Origin of the sequence: Lactobacillus delbrueckii subsp. delbrueckii DSM 20074 = JCM 1012 (assembly GCF_001433875.1) — a bacterium.
Lineage (GTDB): Bacteria > Bacillota > Bacilli > Lactobacillales > Lactobacillaceae > Lactobacillus > Lactobacillus delbrueckii.
The window spans coordinates 93,226-110,779 of sequence record NZ_AZCR01000001.1; the positions used below are offsets into that span (position 1 = coordinate 93,226).

Below are 17,554 nucleotides of genomic sequence, written 5' to 3' on the forward strand. Positions count from 1 at the left end.
CTTGATCGGAGTGGTCTTCTTGCTGATTTTGATTATCGCCGTAACTGGCAACGACATCTACCGCTACTTTATCAAGTAGTCCTTGAAATAATAAATGTTTAGGAGAATTTAATTAATTATGCGTCAATCAATCTTTTTCATGCCGACGCTGAAGGAAACTCCAGCCGACGCGGTTGCAAAGAGCCACCAAGTAATGCTGCGGGGCGGATACATCCGGCAGGTTACGGCTGGTGTCTACTCATACCTGCCGCTGGGTTACAAGGTCTTGCGCAAGACTGAAAAGATCATTGAAGAAGAAATGGCTAATGCCGGCGTCGTTGAAATGATCATGCCGCACATGCTGCCAGCTTCAATGTGGGAAGAATCAGGCCGTCTGCCAAAGTATGGCCCGGAAATGTTCCGTCTGAAGGACCGGCATGGCCGAGAAATGCTGCTGGGGCCAACCCACGAAGAAACCTTCACTGACGTGGTGGCTAAGAGCCTCAAGTCTTACAAGCAAATGCCCCTGCACCTTTACCAGATTCAAACCAAGTTCCGGGATGAAAACCGGCCACGTTTCGGTCTTCTCCGGGGCAGAGAATTTGTAATGCTGGACGGCTACAGCTTCGCGGCCAGCCAAGAACAGCTGGACAAGCAGTTTGATAATGAAAAGGCAGCCTACCTCAAGATCTTCAAGCGCACAGGCATTGAAGTCCGGCCAGTTATCGCTGACTCCGGGACTATGGGGGGCAAGAACTCTATTGAGTTCCAGGCACCTGCCGCTGTTGGTGAAGACACTATTGCAACTAACGCTTCCGGTACCTACGCCGCTAACTTGGAAATGGCCGTTAGCGTTGATACCTTCAAGCAAGAGCCTGAAGAACTGAAGGCGATGGAAAAGGTTGCTACTCCAGGCTGCGACTCCATTGACAAGCTGGCAGAATTCTTGCAAGTGCCAGCCACCAGAATTGTCAAGAGCGTCCTCTACATCGTTGATGAAAAGAAGAAGGTTCTGGTTTTGATCCGGGCTGACAAGGAAGTCAACGAAGTCAAGCTGACTCACCTCTTGGACTGCGACAGCCTGCGGGTTGCTGAAACTAGCGACCTGGAAGAACTGACCGGGGCCGGAAAGGGCGGCGTTGGCCCGGTAAATGCTGACTGGGCTGACGAAATCGTGGCTGACGAAACTGTCAAGGGCCTCTATAACGTGGTCGTTGGTGCTGGCGAAAGCGATGCTCAATTCATCAACGCTAACTTGGACCGGGACTTCAAGGCTGACCGCTTTGCTGACCTCCGGGTTGCCAACGAAGGAGAACCTGACCCGGTTGACCATGAACCGCTCAAGTTTACTACCTCAATTGAAGTTGGTCATATCTTCAAGCTGGGGACCTACTACACGGAAGCCATGGGGGCCAAGTTCCTGGACCAGAACGGCAAGTCCCAGCCAGTCATCATGGGCTCATACGGGATTGGAGTTACCCGCCTGCTTTCAGCCGTCGTTGAACAGCACGCGACTGAAAATGGGGTTGCCTGGCCAAAGGAAATCGCGCCATTCGGGATTCACATCATCCAAATGAAGATGAAGGATGAAATCCAAAGCAAGCTGGCCGAAGACCTGGAAGCCAAGTTTGCCAAGTATGACGTCCTTTATGACGACCGTAACGAACGGCCAGGCGTCAAGTTCAACGATGCTGACCTGGTTGGCGCGCCAATCAGAATTACTGTTGGCCGCGACGCGGCTGACGGGATCGTTGAAGTCAAGCGTCCAGGCGACGACCAGGCACAAAAGCTGGCCGTTGCCGACCTGGAAGACTTTATTGCCAACGAATTAGATTAGGATTGAACTCTCGTGACTGATAAAAACCAACTTTTTCTCAAATTGTTAAAACAAGTCGGCTTTCCGGCAGGGGGAGCTGACGAAGCGGTTTTACAGGCAGGGGAGATAAAAAACGTGGATGTCTACAGAAAAGAACGTAGATGGGATATCCACGTTTTTTTTACTACTCCACTGCGTTTTGAAAGCTACAATGCCTTGAACCAGGCAATTAAGCATGAATTTAATGACTTTGTTGATACTCGGCTCATAGTTGAAACGGCTGATGGCCAGCAGCAATACCTGCCAGACTACTGGCAGTACGCGGTTGAAAATTCAGAAGTCTTGTCCGCCAATCCGGCAGCCCAGAACTTCCTGGTCGGGCAGGCGCCCCATGAAGATAGTGGCCGCTGGGTTATTCCAATCAATGGCCAGCTTTTTGACAAGATTCTGGAGCAGCGGCTCTTGGACAGCTTCTCTTTAGAGCTGCGCGATTACGGCTTCTTTAACGTCAAGCTTTTGACGGAAGTTACTGACCAGGGCGGGCAAAGCGACTTTGAAAGCCTGGCCCAGCTGGTGGAAGCCCATGAGAAGAACATGCAGGAAGCCTTCCAGCAGGCCCCGGTCAAGCCAAAGCCAGCTCCCCGGCCCAGCTACCAGGGCCGGCGGGTGAAGAAGACCAGTTTTGGCCCAGGCGCCATCAGCGACAAGGCAGAGATTACCCAGTTGAAAGACTTGTCAGAAGACCAGCGCAGCGCGGTTGTCGAAGGCCATGTCTTCAAAGCGGAAATGCAGGAACTGCGGTCGGGCTCCTTTATTTTTTACGGGGAAATGACTGACTATACCGGTTCTATTTCTTTTAAGAAGTTCGTCCGTGATTCCGACAAGGAAGAAATCGAATATTTAAAAGGCATTAAGCCTGGTGTCTGGATCCGCATGCAGGGCAGCCTTAAGGATGACCAGTATGCCCATGACTTGATCTTCAACATCTACAGCATGGAATTAACCGAGCACGTGGGCCGGCAAGAAGCCTACCAAGGTGAAGAAAAGCATGTGGAATTGCACGTCCACACCAACATGAGTCAGCTGGACGCGACTAGCGATGTAGCAGACATCATCAAGACAGCCAAGAAGTTCGGTCAGCCGGCCGTCGCCATCACTGACCATGCTGGCCTGCAGGCCCTGCCGAATGCTTTTGAAGCGGGTAAAAAGACCGGGATGAAGGTCATCATGGGCCTGGAAGCCAACATGGTTGAAGACCACGGCCTGCTGGTTTTAAACCCCGCCAGCATGAAGTATGAAGACCAGGAATTCGTCATTTTCGACGTTGAAACGACCGGTCTGTCTTCTGTTTACGATACGATTATCGAAATCGGGGCGGTCAAGATGAAAAACGGTGAAGTTATCGACCGCTTTGACAAGTTCATCAACCCTCACCATCCATTGTCTGAAACTACGATTAACTTGACTTCAATTACGGACGAGATGGTCCAGGCGGCTGACGACGAAGCTGTCGTAATTAAGCAGTTCATGGACTTTTACGGCAATGACCCGCTCTGCGGGCACAATGTCCAGTTTGACGTGGGCTTTGTTAATGCGGCCTTGAAGCGCTGCGGTTATCCGGAAATCAGCCAGCCGGTCGTCGACACTTTGGAAGTTTCCCGCCTCCTGCACCCGGAACAGTCCCGTCACACTCTGGATTCGCTTTGCCGCAAGTACAATGTGGCCCTGGAGCACCACCACCGGGCCAACCAGGACGCTGAAGCAACCGGCTACCTGATGTTCAAGCTTTTGGATGCCTTTAACGACAAGTACCAGGAAGATGACCTGGGCAAGATGAACGACTACAGCAACGGGGAAGGCTACAAGAGGGCCCGGCCGACCCATATTACGATCTTAGCCCAGAACCAAAAGCCAGGCCTGCGGAATTTATATGAACTGGTCTCCCTGGCCGGGATCAAATACAACTTCAAGGGGCTGAGAACCCCTAAGTCAGAACTCCGCCGCCTGCACGCCGGCCTTTTGTACGGGTCTGCCTGCAGCCAGGGGGAAGTCTTTATTGCCATGATGCAGAAGGGCTATGAAGAAGCCAAAAAGAAGGCGGAATTCTACGACTTTTTGGAAATCCAGCCGCCGTCAAACTACTCCAGCTTAATTGCCGATGGCTTGATTGCTGATGAAGCCCAGCTGGAAGAAATTCTGACCAATATTTACAAGCTGGGCAAGGAGCTGAACAAGCCGGTCGTGGCAACTAGCGATGCCCACTACATTGACAAGCATGAAGCCATCTACCGGGACGTATTGCTGGCTGCTCAAAGGGGTAACCCAAACCGCAACAAGCAGCACCCTGACTTGCACTTCTATACCACCCAGGAGATGCTGGATGAATTCAGCTTCATGGGCGAAGACATTGCTAAAGAAGTGGTCATTAGCAACCCGAACAAGATCAATGCCATGATCGATGAGGGAGTGCAGCCGGTCCAAGACGAAAGCTTCCCGCCAAAGATCCCGCATACGGCTGAACGGGTACGCAAGCTGACCTATGACAAGGCACACGAACTTTATGGTGATCCTTTGCCGGACAATATCCAGGCCCGTCTGGACCGGGAGCTGGATGCCATTATCGGTAACGGCTACGGGGTTGTTTACCTGATTTCCCAGATGCTGGTGGCCAAGTCAGTTAAGGACGGCTACTTGGTTGGCTCCCGGGGTTCCGTTGGTTCCAGCCTGGTTGCCACCATGATGGGTATCACTGAAATCAACCCTATGCCGCCTCACTACCGCTGCCCGAAGTGCAAGCAGTCAGAATTTTTTGAAAACGGCGAATACGCCTCCGGTTTTGACCTGCCGGATAAAAAGTGTCCTGACTGCCAGGTCATGATGGTTAAAGACGGGCAGAACATCCCATTTGAAACCTTCCTGGGCTTCCATGGTGACAAGGTGCCCGACATCGACTTGAACTTCTCTGGTGACTACCAGCCAGTTGCCCATAATTTCATCAGAGTTATGTTTGGGCCAAACCACTCCTTTAAGGCCGGCACCGTAGGTACCCTGGCCGATAAAAAGGCGATTGGCTATGCCAAGCACTATCAAGACGAGCACCCGGAAATCAAGATGAACAACGCGGAAGTTGACCGCCTGGCCATCGGGGTTACCGGGGTCAAGGCCACGACCGGCCAGCACCCGGCCGGGATCGTCGTTTTGCCGGATGATAAGGACATCTATGAACTGACTCCCCTGCAGTATCCCTCAGACGATATCTCCAAGGAATGGAAGACGACCCACTTTGACTTCCACCAGATCCACGACAACCTCTTGAAGTTCGACATCCTGGGTCACCAGGACCCGACCATGATCAGAATGCTGCAGGACTTGTCCGGGATTGATCCTTTGACGATTCCAACTGATGACCCTAAGGTCATGTCCCTTTTCTCCAGCCCGGAAGCCCTAGGCGTTACTCCAGAGCAGATCAATTCCAAGACCGGGACCCTGGGCCTGCCGGAATTCGGGACTCCCTTTGTCCGGGGTATGCTGGAAGAGACCAAGCCGTCGACCTTTGCCGAGCTTTTGCAGATTTCCGGCCTGTCACACGGGACGGACGTCTGGCTAGGCAATGCCGAGGAACTGATCAACAACGGCACTTGCAAGTTAAAGAGCGTGATCGGCTGCCGGGACAACATCATGACTGACTTGATCCGCTGGGGAGTTAAGGAAGAAGTTGCCTTTTCAACCATGGAAACTGTCCGGAAGGGGAAGGGGATTTCTGATGAGAACATGGCCGTCTTAAAGGAAAATAAGAACATTCCTGACTGGTATATTCCGTCTTGCTTGAAGATCAAGTACATGTTCCCGAAGGCCCACGCGGCTGCCTACATCTTGATGGCTCTACGGGTGGCCTGGTTCAAGGTCTACTATCCAGAGATCTACTATGCCGCCTACTTCTCAGTCAGAGCCGACAAGGTCGACCTGGAAGCCATGAGCCGGGGCAAGAACACGGTTGTGGCCTTGATCAACCGGATCAAGGAAAAAGGGACGGCAGCGACCAAGCTGGAAAAGGACCTGCAGACCTACATGGAACTGGTCAACGAAGCCATTGAGCGGGGGATCAACTTCAAGATGGTCGACATCAACGAGTCTGAAGCTACGACTTACAAGATCGTGGACAAGCACACCATTCTGGCACCGTTTAACGCCGTTGACGGCTTAGGTGACTCTGCGGCCAAGCAGATCGTGGCTGCCCGAAGTGAAGCGCCATTTTTGTCAAAGGAAGACCTGCAGGTTCGTGGCAAGGTTTCCCAGAAGATCATGGACTTCTTTGAAAACAACAATGTCTTAGAGGGGATGCCTGACCAGAACCAACTTTCCCTCTTCTAAGAGCTTCTTATTTACAAGTGGGAAAAATTCTGTTATAATGTTTTAGATCGAATATGGTAAATTCGAGTGAGCAGCGATGCTCACTCTTTTTATTACGGAGGAAAATTTTGCCAAAAAACTTAACACCTATCCTGGAAGCAATCGAACCGGTCATTATCGGTCATGACTGTGAACTTGTTGATTTGGAATACGTCAAGGAAAAGAGTCAATACTATCTGCGAATCTACGTTGACAAGCAGCCAAACGGGATTGACATCGAAACGATTGCGGAGCTGAGTGAGTTGGTTGGAGAAAAATTGGACTCAATGCAGCCAGATCCGCTGCCAGACCCGTATATTTTGGAACTATCCTCACCGGGCCTGGAAAGACCGATCAAGAAGGAGCAGGACTGGGAGAAGGCCAAGGGCCAGTACATCCATGTCGGCCTCTACCAGAAATTGGAAGGCGAGAAGGTCTTTGAAGGTCATTTGCTTGACCTGGACGACCAGGAGATTAAACTGGAAATTAAGATCAAGACCCGGCGCAAGCAGCTGACTATTCCGCGCAAGCAGATCGCCAGCGCCCGTTTTGCAATCGAATTTTAGAAAGAGTGATCCAAAACTTATGTCAAAAGAAATGCTGGAAGCCTTTGACGTCTTGGAAAAGACCAAGGGTATCAAACAAGATGTTATCGTTGAAGCCATGAAGGCTGCTTTGGCCGCTGCCTACAAGAAGAACTACGGCCTAGCGGAAAATGTCGAAATCGACTTTAATGAAAAGAAGGGCGATTTTAAGGTCATGGCTTTGAAGACGGTGGTTGACGAAGTGCAAGACGACCGGGTGGAAGTCAGCTTAAAGGATGCCCTGGCCATCAACCGAGCATACGAAGTCGGCGATACTATCAAGTTCGAAGTTACCCCAAAGGACTTCGGTCGGACCGCGGCAGCTACGGCTAAGCAGGTCGTAATGCAGCGCCTGCGGGAAGCGGAAAATGCCCACATCGTCAACGAATACTCCCAATACGAAGATGAACTGGTCACCGGGACAGTAGAAAGAACTGACAACCGTTTCGTTTACGTCAACATCGGCAATGTTGAGGCAGTTATGGACATCAAGCGTGACACTATTCCAGGTGAACACTACAACCCGCAAGACAGGGTCCGCGTCCTGGTCACCAAGGTCGGTGCTGACGGCAAGGGAGCCCAAATCCGGGTTTCCCGGACCGCTCCGGATGTCGTTAAGCGGCTTTTTGAACAAGAAGTGCCGGAAATCTTTGACGGGACCGTTGAAATCATCTCCATCGCCCGGGAAGCCGGCGAAAGAACCAAGATTGCCGTTAAGTCCAACGACCCGAACATCGACCCGGTTGGTACCTGTGTTGGCCCACGCGGCAGCCGGGTGCAGAACGTGGTCAACGAACTGGGCGGGGAAAATATCGACATCGTGCAGTACGAAGAAGACCCATCTGACTACATCGCCAATGCCTTAAACCCGGCTGAAGTCATCGCTGTCCAGTTTGAAGACGAAGACGATGAAAGGAAAGCCTTCGTAATCGTGCCGGACTACCAGCTTTCCCTGGCTATCGGCAAGAAAGGGCAAAACGTCCGCCTGGCCGCCCGCTTGACTGGCTACAAGATCGACATCCGGCCAGAATCCGAAGTCGAATTTGTTGACGAAAGCGAAGTAGAAGATGAAACTGAAGTAGCAGAAGATCAAGATCTCCAGCAAACAGAAGCTGAAGAAGCAGAAGACCTGGATCTTGACGATGAAGAATAGGTGATTTCCTTGAAAAAAAGAAAAATCCCCATGCGGAAGGACTTGTTGACCGATACTATGCAGCCGAAGAAGGATTTGGTCAGAATCGTCGTTGACAAGGAAAAGAATGTTTCTGTTGATCCAAGCGGCAAGAAGCCGGGCCGCGGCGCTTATGTTTCCTTAAAACCGGAGAAGATCGCTGCCGCCCGAAAGTCAAAGGTGCTGGAACGCAGTTTGGGCGTGAAGGTAGCCGATGAATTTTACGACGAGCTCTTCGCTTACGTGGACCACCAGAAGGCAAGAAAAGAATTATTTGGTGATCAAAAATAATTAACAACCGAGAGAAAGCCTTAAATTTGCTTGGTTTGGCCACCCGGGCGGGGAAGACCGTTTCGGGCACGGACATCGTTTTGGCCAAATTGAAGAAGGGCAAGCTTAAGTGCATTATCATCGCGAATGATTTAGCAGAAAACAGCCGCGGCAAGATTGAAGCTGCTGTAAAGGCCCACCCAACGCCATTGGTCGACGTCTTTACGGAAGCTGAACTCAGTCAGGCTGTAGGTAAGAAACGCAAAGTTTTGGCATTAACAGATCGTGGTTTTGCGAAAACCTTGCTGGATAAGATTAAAGAAGGAGTGTGATCTAATGACCAAGAAACAAGAAAACGAAACTTCAAAGGAATTGGGCATGGATAACAAGAAAACCAGCGGCAAGTCTGGTAAATTAAAGATTTCAGTCAGTGCTATTCGCAAGGGCGAGAAGAAGACTGAGGGCAAGAGATCAAACACCCGCCGCCGGGCTAACAACCACTCTAACGACCACAGCAAGCGCCGCCGGCCAGCTGCCCAGGATTTGCTGAAGGATCTCAAGCAAAAGCAGCGGGCTGACGAAGCCCGTCTGGACCAGGAAAGCAAGGCTGCTAAGCATGAATACAAGAAGTACTTGAACAAGGCTGAGGCCAGCGAAAGCAAGCCGGTTGTCAAGAAGGTCGAAAGTGCCGAAAAGCCTGCTGAAACCGCAGCTGAAGCACCAAAGGTCCGTGGGCCAAAGATCTTGAAGCCATCCCCAGCCCGCTTGAAGCAAAACCAGGCAAACAGTGAAAAGCCTGCTGCCAAGCCTTCATCTTCTCGCCGGCCAAGTTCCCGGCCAAGCTTCACTGAAGCGCCAATGCCGGAAAACAAGGAAGGCCGCCGCAGAAAGAGTGGCAAGCCAGGCCGCAAGGGGAAAAACTCTTACGCTAACCAAGGCAGAGAGGTAAATAGCGACCGCAGTCAACAGCGCAAGCGCAAGAACAAGAAGCACCAAAGTGCTCCGCAGGTTAAGAAGCAGGTTACCCAAAGAAAGGACCGTCCACTTCCAGAAAGCTTTGAATACGAAGTTGGCATGAACGCCCAAGACCTGGGCAAGATCCTCCACCGGGAACCAGCTGAAATCGTGAAGAAGCTCTTCATGCTGGGGATCATGATCAACCAGAACCAGTCTTTGGACAAGGGCACCATTGAACTGCTGGCTGCTGACTACGGCATCGAAGCTGTTGAAAAGGTCCATGAAGACATTTCCGACATCGACAATATTTTTGCCCAGAAAATGGAAGAGTCCAAGAACTCTGAAAACCAGGTTGTCCGTCCGCCAGTCGTAACTGTCATGGGTCACGTCGACCACGGTAAGACTACCTTGCTGGACCGTCTGCGTCACACTCGGGTTTCTGAACACGAAGCCGGCGGGATCACCCAGAATATCGGGGCCTACCAGGTCCGGATCAACGACCGTTTGATCACCTTCCTGGACACTCCAGGTCACGCGGCCTTCTCAAGCATGCGGGCCCGCGGGGCGGAAATCACCGACATTGTCGTTTTGATCGTTGCCGCTGATGACGGGGTTATGCCGCAGACTATCGAAGCCATCGACCACGCCAAGAGCGCGGGCGTGCCAATCATTGTGGCCATCAACAAGATGGACCGGCCAGGCGCCAACCCTGCCCACGTTACTGAACAATTGATGCAGTATGAACTGATTCCGGAAAACTACGGCGGCTCAACTATCTTCGTCAACATCTCAGCCAAGACCGGGATGGGGATTGATGAACTTTTGGAAAACATCATCCTTGAAGCCGATATGTTGGAACTGAAGGCTGACCCGAAGCAAAAGGCGATCGGTACGGTTATTGAAGCCCGTCTGTCCCGGGGCAAGGGGCCAGTTGCCGACGTTTTGATCCAGCAGGGTACCCTGCGGGTCGGTGACCCAATCGTTGTTGGTGACACCTTCGGCCGGGTTCGGACGATGACCAACGACAAGGGCCACCAGATCAAGAAGGCTACGCCATCAATGCCCGTTGAAATTACTGGTTTGAACGACGTGCCGGAATCTGCCGACAAGCTGGTTGTCTTTGCCGATGAAAAGACTGCCCGCGCGGTTGGTGAAGCCCGGGCACAGCAATCCCTGCAAAAGCAGCGGGAAAACGTACAGCACGTTACTCTGGACAACCTCTTTGACACAATGAAGCGGGAAAGCATGAAGTCCGTTGACATCGTTTTGAAGGCTGACGTGCAAGGGTCTGCCGAAGCCTTGGCTCAATCCTTCCAAAAGATTGACGTTGAAGGCGTTCGGGTTAACATTATCCACTCCGGTGTCGGGGCCATCAATGAAAGTGACGTTACCCTGGCCAGCGCTTCAAACGCCTTAATCATCGGTTTCAACGTCCGGCCAACGGCTACGGCCAAGAGCCAGGCTGCCCAAGAAGGCGTCGATATCCGCCTTTACAATATCATCTACAAGGCGATCGATGACGTTAAGGCCGCTATGCAAGGGATGCTGGAACCAACTTACGAAGAAAAGGTTATTGGTAACCTTACTGTCCGCAAAACTTGGAAGGTCTCCAAGATCGGGACCATCGCCGGTGCCTTTGTCGACAACGGTTACGTGACCAGAGAATCAGGCATCCGGGTCATCAGAGACGGCGTGGTCAAGTACGACGGCAAGGTTGCCTCACTGCGCCGGTTCAAGGACGACGTCAAGGAAGTCAAGGCAGGCTTTGACTGTGGTTTGACCATTGAAAACTTCAACGACATCAAGGAAGGCGACGAACTGGAAGCCTACGAAATGCAGGAAGTTAAGCCAGGTTAACAGGAGGCTGAAATGAAGCACAGAAAAGGACGGGTTGAAGGCGAAATCTTGCGGGAACTGACTAAGATCATCCGCAAGAACATCCGCGATCCCCGGGTCAGCAACGTGACTTTTACCGCCGTGGAGTGCAGCAATGATTTTTCATACGCGACTGTCTACTACAGTCTGCTGACTGAAGATGAACAGGCGCAAAAGGAAGCGGAAGCCGGCTTGGAAAAGGCTAAGGGAACCATGCGACACTTGCTCGGCCAGAGCTTGACCATGTACAAGGTTCCGGAACTGATTTTCAAGCGGGACCAGTCCGTGATCTACGGCAGCAAGATCGACCGTTTGCTTGCTGACTTGAAGAAGCAGGAACAAGATCGCCAAATCTAGTAAAAAGCGCCTTCGGGCGCTTTTTTGCGTTTATAGAAGAGGAGAAAAAGATGTTCAATGGAATTATCGTAATCGACAAGGCAGCAGGGATGACTAGCGGGGACGTGGTTTATAAGCTGCGCCGACTCTTAAAGCAAAAAAAGATCGGCCATGCCGGAACCCTGGACCCGGAAGTCACCGGAGTTTTGCCAATTGCTTTGGGTCAGGCAACCAAACTGATCGAGCTGATGCATGAGCGGCCAAAGGCTTATGTTGGTGAAGGGATGCTGGGCCTGGCCACGGACTCTTATGACCTAGAGGGGAAGATTTTGGCGGAAAGAGCCTTGTCTCAGCCAGTCAGTGACCAGGCCATCAAAGCAGCAATGGAAAAGTTTACCGGGGAAATCGTCCAGCAGCCGCCGATTTATTCTGCCGTCAGGGTAAATGGCAAGCGGCTCTACGAATACGCCAGAGAAGGGATCCCAGTTGAGCGGCCCAAGCGGACTGTCCAGGTTTTCCGCTACGACTTGACGGCTCCAAGTCAGTTCGACCCAGAGAAGGGCCGGCAGACTTTTACTTATGAAGTTGAATGCTCTAAGGGGACCTATGTCCGCAGCCTGGTTAACGACTTAGGCGAAGAACTGGGCCTGCCAGCAGTGATGACCAAACTGCGGCGGACGGCCAGTTCTGGTTACAAGCTCCAAGACGCGGTTACTTTGGAAGAACTGGCGGATAATTTGAACCACGCTGAAGATTATATTCAGCCAATCGACAGCTTTTTCGCTGACTACCAGCAAGTTGATTTAGATGCCGCCTTATGGCAGCAGGTTAAAAACGGGGCCTGGATCAAACTCCCTCTTGATGCAGACAAGGTCGCTTTGCGGTATAATAAAACAGTTAAAGCGATTTACCGGGCCAAGGGACAAGGTCTCTACTGTCCTGACTTAATGCTTTTAAGTAATGAGTAATTGAGGGATTAAGTTTGAAAGTGATAAATCTAAGCTATCCGTTCAAGAAAGAGCTGACGGCCGGCAAGGTTGTGTTGGCCCTGGGCTTTTTTGATGGAGTTCATATCGGCCACCAGAAGTTGATCAAGGAAGCCAGGATAATTGCAGTTGAGAAGGATCTACCATTGATGGTGCTGACCTTTGACCGCCACCCCAAGGAGGTCTATGCCGGAGTTAAGGACTTTGAGTACTTGAACACACCGGAGGAAAAGGCCTACGAAATGTCCAAGATCGGGGTCGACTACCTGGTGGTTCTCAAGTTTACGCCGGAGTTCAGCCACCTGGCTCCCCAGGCATTCGTTGATGAGATCATCATGGGCCTGAAAGCAGACACGGTGGTAGCCGGCTTTGACTACAGCTACGGACCAAAGGACGTGGCCAATATGGAAAATCTGCCGGCCTTTGCCAAGGGTCGCTTTGACATCAAGGTGGTTCCAAAGCAGATCTTTGCCGGGAAAAAAATCGGTTCAACTGAAATCCGCCAGGCTATTAAAAGCGGCAATCTCCGCTTGGCCACAGAACTTCTGGGCCACCCGTATTTGACCAGTGGCAAGGTCGTCCACGGCTTCAGAAACGGCCACAAGCTGGGCTTCCCAACCGCGAATTTGGAGCTGGACTGGCCAAAAGTTTTGCCGAAAATCGGAGTCTACGCGACCATGACCAAAGTAGGGGACAGCTGGTACCAGTCAATGACCAGTGTCGGCTACAATGTCACTTTCAATGATGAGAAGAAGATTTACATCGAATCCAACATCTTTGATTTTGACCAGGACATTTACGGCCAGCAAATCACCATCGCCTGGTACAAATACTTGCGCGGGGAAGAAAAGTTTGCTGATATGGCGGCTTTAAGCGAGCAGCTGAAGCTGGACCAAGTCGCTAGTGAAAACTATTTTAGTTCACTGATTGAGCAGTAATAAGAACGGTCTTTTAAGCAAGACCGTTTTTTTGCGGGATTTTTTAGCATTCTCCTTGACTAACTGCTAATTTCTTGTTAATCTATGCCATGTTAGCACATGAAAGTTGTAAGTGCTAAAAGCGAGGGCGATGTTATGTTGACCGAACGTCAAGAACTTATTCTAAAGACAATTATTCAAGATTTTACCAAGACGCATGAGCCGGTCGGCTCAAAGACAGTCATGAATCAATTGTCGATTAAAGTGTCCAGCGCGACAATCCGCAACGAGATGGCGGTTCTGGAATTGCATGGCTTGATTGAAAAGACTCACTCCTCCAGTGGCCGGGTGCCATCGACTGAGGGCTATCGCTATTACCTGGACAATTTGGTGCAGCCGCTGCAGCTGCCGAAAGAAATGTACAATCAAATTGGCTACCAGTTTGATCAGCCGTTCAACCAAGTGGACGAAATCGTCAAAGAAGCCGCCAAGATCCTGTCAGACTTGACTGACTACACGGCCTTTGCAGAAGGGCCGGAAGCCAAGAATGTCAGCATCACTGGCTTCAGAATCGTGCCCCTGGCTCCCCGGCAGGTCATGGCTATTCTGGTAACCAGCGATGGCAGCGTCAAGAACCAGCTCTACACCTTGCCGCGGCACATCTCAGGGGATGAAGTTGAACGGGCGGTCCGCTTGATCAATGACCAGCTGGTTGGCAAGAATTTAAGCGAAATCAACAAGCAGACCTTTGAACAGCTGTCCAGCAGCCAGATCGTGGGCAAGAATGCCCCGGAATTTCTGGAATTGCTGGAAGCCGTCATTAAGGACGCGGCAAGCGAGCAGATGTATGTTGACGGTCAGCTGAACCTGCTCAACAATACTGAAAACAGCGATTTAAAAGCCATCAAGTCGCTATATGAACTGATCAATTCCAGCTCTCTGGCTGGAGAACTGATCGATCTGAGCGACAGTCCCAGCCATTACCCAGTTTATGTCCGCTTAGGAGCGGAACTAGAGAACGAATTGCTGAAGGATTTCAGCCTGGTAATGGCTGAATACAGTGTTGGCCGCTACGGACGGGGGACGATCGCCCTGCTGGGGCCGAGACACATGCCTTACTCGGAAATGATCGGCTTGATGGAATACTTCCGCCAGGAACTAGCCCGCAAGTTGTTAGATTACTATGGCAGATTTAAATAAGGAGGTTTGTCGTGAGCAAAGAAGAATTTCCAAGTGAGAAAGATTTGCCGCAAGAAGACCAGGAAAAGCAAGCCAAGGCAGCTGAAGCTGACAAGGCCGGCGTAAAAGATGACAAAAGGGTAAAAGATGACAAAAGGGTAAAAGATGACAAAGAAGAAGCGGCTAAGCCAGCTGATGTAGAACTGGATCAGCTCAAGGCTGAAGTTGTCGCTTTGACCCAGAAGAACAAGGATCTGGAAGACAAGTACTTGCGCAGCCAAGCTGAGATTCAAAACGCCCAGCGCCGCTACAGCAAGGAAAGAGCCAACCTGGTCAAGTACGAGTCCCAGCGTCTGGGCAAGGATATCCTGTCCAGCGTGGACAACTTGGAAAGGGCTTTGCAGGTCAAGGCCGACGACGAGGCTTCCAGACAGCTGAAGAAGGGGATCGAAATGACCCTGGAAGGCCTGGTCAGAGCCTTGAAGGACAACGGCATTGAAGAAATCAAGGCTGACGGCGAAAAGTTTGATCCGACATTGCACCAGGCGGTCCAAAGCGTACCAGCTGAAAATGATGATCAAAAAGGCCATGTCGTTCAGGTCCTGCAAAAGGGTTACGTCTACAAGGATCGTGTCCTGCGGCCAGCCATGGTTGTCGTTGCCCAGTAAGGCAATTTTTTGACAAAGTAATAAACAAGCAAAAATAAATAAAAGGAGATAAAAAGATAATGTCTAAAGTTATTGGGATTGACTTAGGTACCACCAACTCAGCAGTTGCGGTTTTGGAAGGCAAGGAACCAAAGATTATTACCAACCCGGAAGGCGCTAGAACTACCCCCTCAGTAGTTGCCTTCAAGGACGGCGAAATTCAAGTCGGTGAAGTTGCCAAGCGGCAAGCCATCACCAACCCGAACACCATCGTTTCCATCAAGCGGCATATGGGCGAAAGTGACTACAAGGTTAAGGTTGGCGACAAGGCTTACACCCCGCAGGAAATTTCAGCCATGATCCTGCAATACATCAAGAAGTTCTCAGAAGACTACCTTGGTGAACCAGTTACTGACGCGGTTATCACTGTTCCAGCCTACTTTAACGACGCGCAACGGCAAGCAACTAAGGACGCCGGCAAGATCGCGGGCTTGAACGTGCAACGGATCATCAACGAACCAACTGCTTCAGCCCTGGCCTACGGCTTGGACAAGGATGAAGACGACGAAATTGTTCTGGTTTACGACCTTGGTGGTGGTACTTTCGACGTTTCCGTCCTGCAATTAGGTGACGGTGTCTTCCAAGTTCTGTCAACCAACGGTGACACTCACTTGGGTGGGGACGACTTTGATAACAAGATCATCGACTGGCTGGTTGACGGCTTCAAGCAAGAAAACGGCATTGACTTGTCCAAGGACAAGATGGCAATGCAACGTTTGAAGGACGCGGCTGAAAAGGCCAAGAAGGACTTGTCAGGCGTATCTTCAACCCACATCTCCCTTCCTTTCATCTCCGCTGGTGAAGCAGGTCCTCTGCACTTGGAAGTAGACCTTACTCGGGCTAAGTTCAACGAACTGACTGATGACTTAGTGCAAAGAACCAAGATTCCATTTGACAACGCCCTGCGTGACGCTGGCCTGTCAGTTGGCGACATCGACAAGGTTATCTTGAACGGTGGTTCAACTCGGATTCCAGCTGTTCAAGAAGCTGTAAAGCAATGGGCAGGTAAGGAACCAGACCACTCAATCAACCCAGACGAAGCCGTTGCTTTGGGTGCCGCAATCCAAGGCGGGGTTATCTCCGGTGACGTTAAGGACATCGTTTTGCTTGACGTTACTCCGCTTTCCCTGGGTATCGAAACCAAGGGCGGGGTCTTCACCAAGCTGATCGACAGAAACACCACCATCCCAACTTCCAAGAGCCAAATCTTCTCAACTGCCGTTGACAACCAACCAGCTGTTGACATCCACGTTTTGCAAGGTGAACGGCCAATGGCAGCTGACAACAAGACTTTGGGTCGCTTCGAACTGACTGACATTCCACCTGCTCCACGTGGCGTGCCACAAATCCAAGTTACCTTCGACATCGACAAGAACGGTATCGTTAACGTTTCAGCCAAGGACCTGGGGACTGGCAAGGAACAAAAGATCACCATCCAATCAGCTTCCGGCCTGTCAGACGAAGAAATCGAAAGAATGAAGAAGGAAGCTGAAGAACACGCTGAAGAAGACGCCAAGAAGAAGGAAGAAGTTGACCTTAGAAACGAAGTTGACGGCTTGATCTTCCAAACCGAAAAGACTTTGAAGGAAGTTGACGGCAAACTCGCAGACAGCGACATTCAACCAGTTAAGGATGCCCTGGAAGACCTGAAGAAGGCCCAAAAGGACAACAACCTGGACGAAATGAAGGAAAAGAAGGACGCTTTGAGCAAGGTTGCCCAAGACCTGGCTGTCAAGCTCTACCAGCAAAACGCCCAAAACCAGCAAGGTCAAGGCGGTCAAGCAGGCCCAACTGACGATGGTTCAAATGGCGCAAACGGCGACACGGTTGACGGCGACTTTACCAAGGTAGACCCAGACAAGTAAAGCGACTATAATCAAACAAAAGGAGAAGAACTGCTTGATGTAGTTCTTCTCCTTTGTTAGTAAAAGGAGCAATAATAAACAAATGGCAGCAAACCGTGACTATTATGACGTCTTAGGCGTGAGCCGGGATGCCAGTGACGCAGAAATCAGCAAGGCCTACCGGAAGTTGGCCAAGAAGTATCACCCGGACTTAAACCACGAAGCAGGGGCAGAAGAAAAGTACAAGGAAGTCAACGAAGCTTACGAAGTGCTGCATGACCCGCAGAAGCGGCAGCAGTATGACCAATTTGGCCAGGCTGGCATGAACGGCCAGGGCGGCTTTGGCGGCCAGTATGGGGGCCAGGGCTTTGGCGGAGCTGATTTTGGTGACTTTGGTGACATTTTTAGCAGCTTCTTTGGCGGCGGTGCCCGCCAGCAGGTAGACCCGACCGCTCCGCAGCGGGGGGCTGACCTGGACTACACCATGACGATCGACTTTATGGATGCCATCAAGGGCAAGACCACTGAAATCAGCTACAGCCGG

The 17,554-nt window shown here is 51.2% G+C and carries 14 protein-coding genes and 1 pseudogene; all 15 read left to right on the forward strand.

What is annotated here, in order from left to right; all coding sequences use genetic code 11:
- Positions 1 to 79 (forward strand): annotated as a pseudogene (locus tag FD23_RS10060) (M50 family metallopeptidase); the annotation flags it as partial.
- Between the two features lie 39 nt (positions 80 to 118).
- Complete coding sequence (locus tag FD23_RS00460) at positions 119 to 1,816, forward strand: proline--tRNA ligase (protein ID WP_052933697.1); 1,698 nt, start codon at positions 119 to 121, stop codon at positions 1,814 to 1,816.
- A gap of 12 nt (positions 1,817 to 1,828) precedes the next feature.
- Positions 1,829 to 6,166 (forward strand): PolC-type DNA polymerase III, encoded by a 4,338-nt coding sequence (locus FD23_RS00465; RefSeq protein WP_025895382.1) that lies wholly within the window; start codon positions 1,829 to 1,831, stop codon positions 6,164 to 6,166.
- A 107-nt stretch (positions 6,167 to 6,273) separates the two neighbouring features.
- Positions 6,274 to 6,750 carry a ribosome maturation factor RimP gene (gene rimP, locus FD23_RS00470; RefSeq protein WP_002876725.1) on the forward strand — a complete coding sequence of 159 codons (477 nt, stop codon included), beginning with the start codon at positions 6,274 to 6,276 and terminating at the stop codon, positions 6,748 to 6,750.
- Between the two features lie 19 nt (positions 6,751 to 6,769).
- Complete coding sequence (nusA, locus tag FD23_RS00475; RefSeq protein WP_002876724.1) at positions 6,770 to 7,921, forward strand: transcription termination factor NusA; 1,152 nt, start codon at positions 6,770 to 6,772, stop codon at positions 7,919 to 7,921.
- 9 nt (positions 7,922 to 7,930) lie between these two features.
- Entirely contained in the window at positions 7,931 to 8,230 is a 300-nt protein-coding gene (rnpM, locus tag FD23_RS00480; RefSeq protein ID WP_002876722.1) for an RNase P modulator RnpM, read from the forward strand.
- 26 nt (positions 8,231 to 8,256) lie between these two features.
- Positions 8,257 to 8,541: a L7Ae/L30e/S12e/Gadd45 family ribosomal protein gene (locus FD23_RS00485; RefSeq protein ID WP_002876720.1), complete on the forward strand. Its 285-nt coding sequence runs from the start codon at positions 8,257 to 8,259 to the stop codon at positions 8,539 to 8,541.
- A gap of 4 nt (positions 8,542 to 8,545) precedes the next feature.
- Positions 8,546 to 11,023, forward strand: a complete 2,478-nt coding sequence (gene infB / locus FD23_RS00490; protein WP_052933696.1) for a translation initiation factor IF-2 — start codon at positions 8,546 to 8,548, stop codon at positions 11,021 to 11,023.
- A gap of 12 nt (positions 11,024 to 11,035) precedes the next feature.
- Positions 11,036 to 11,398 carry a ribosome-binding factor A gene (locus tag FD23_RS00495; RefSeq protein WP_025895381.1) on the forward strand — a complete coding sequence of 121 codons (363 nt, stop codon included), beginning with the start codon at positions 11,036 to 11,038 and terminating at the stop codon, positions 11,396 to 11,398.
- A gap of 50 nt (positions 11,399 to 11,448) precedes the next feature.
- Positions 11,449 to 12,345 (forward strand): tRNA pseudouridine(55) synthase TruB, encoded by an 897-nt coding sequence (gene truB, locus FD23_RS00500; protein WP_013439806.1) that lies wholly within the window; start codon positions 11,449 to 11,451, stop codon positions 12,343 to 12,345.
- 14 nt (positions 12,346 to 12,359) lie between these two features.
- On the forward strand, positions 12,360 to 13,301 hold the full coding sequence (gene ribF, locus FD23_RS00505) for a riboflavin biosynthesis protein RibF (protein ID WP_025895380.1): 942 nt from the start codon (positions 12,360 to 12,362) through the stop codon (positions 13,299 to 13,301).
- Positions 13,302 to 13,436: 135 nt separating this feature from the next.
- Positions 13,437 to 14,480: a heat-inducible transcriptional repressor HrcA gene (gene hrcA / locus FD23_RS00510; protein ID WP_025895379.1), complete on the forward strand. Its 1,044-nt coding sequence runs from the start codon at positions 13,437 to 13,439 to the stop codon at positions 14,478 to 14,480.
- A gap of 11 nt (positions 14,481 to 14,491) precedes the next feature.
- On the forward strand, positions 14,492 to 15,127 hold the full coding sequence (grpE, locus tag FD23_RS00515) for a nucleotide exchange factor GrpE (protein WP_025895378.1): 636 nt from the start codon (positions 14,492 to 14,494) through the stop codon (positions 15,125 to 15,127).
- A 59-nt stretch (positions 15,128 to 15,186) separates the two neighbouring features.
- A complete protein-coding gene (gene dnaK, locus FD23_RS00520; RefSeq protein WP_025896227.1) occupies positions 15,187 to 17,031 on the forward strand; it encodes a molecular chaperone DnaK in 1,845 nt (614 codons plus the stop codon).
- A gap of 82 nt (positions 17,032 to 17,113) precedes the next feature.
- A partial coding sequence (locus FD23_RS10065; RefSeq protein ID WP_236743851.1) for a DnaJ domain-containing protein occupies positions 17,114 to 17,554 on the forward strand: 441 nt, incomplete at its 3' end.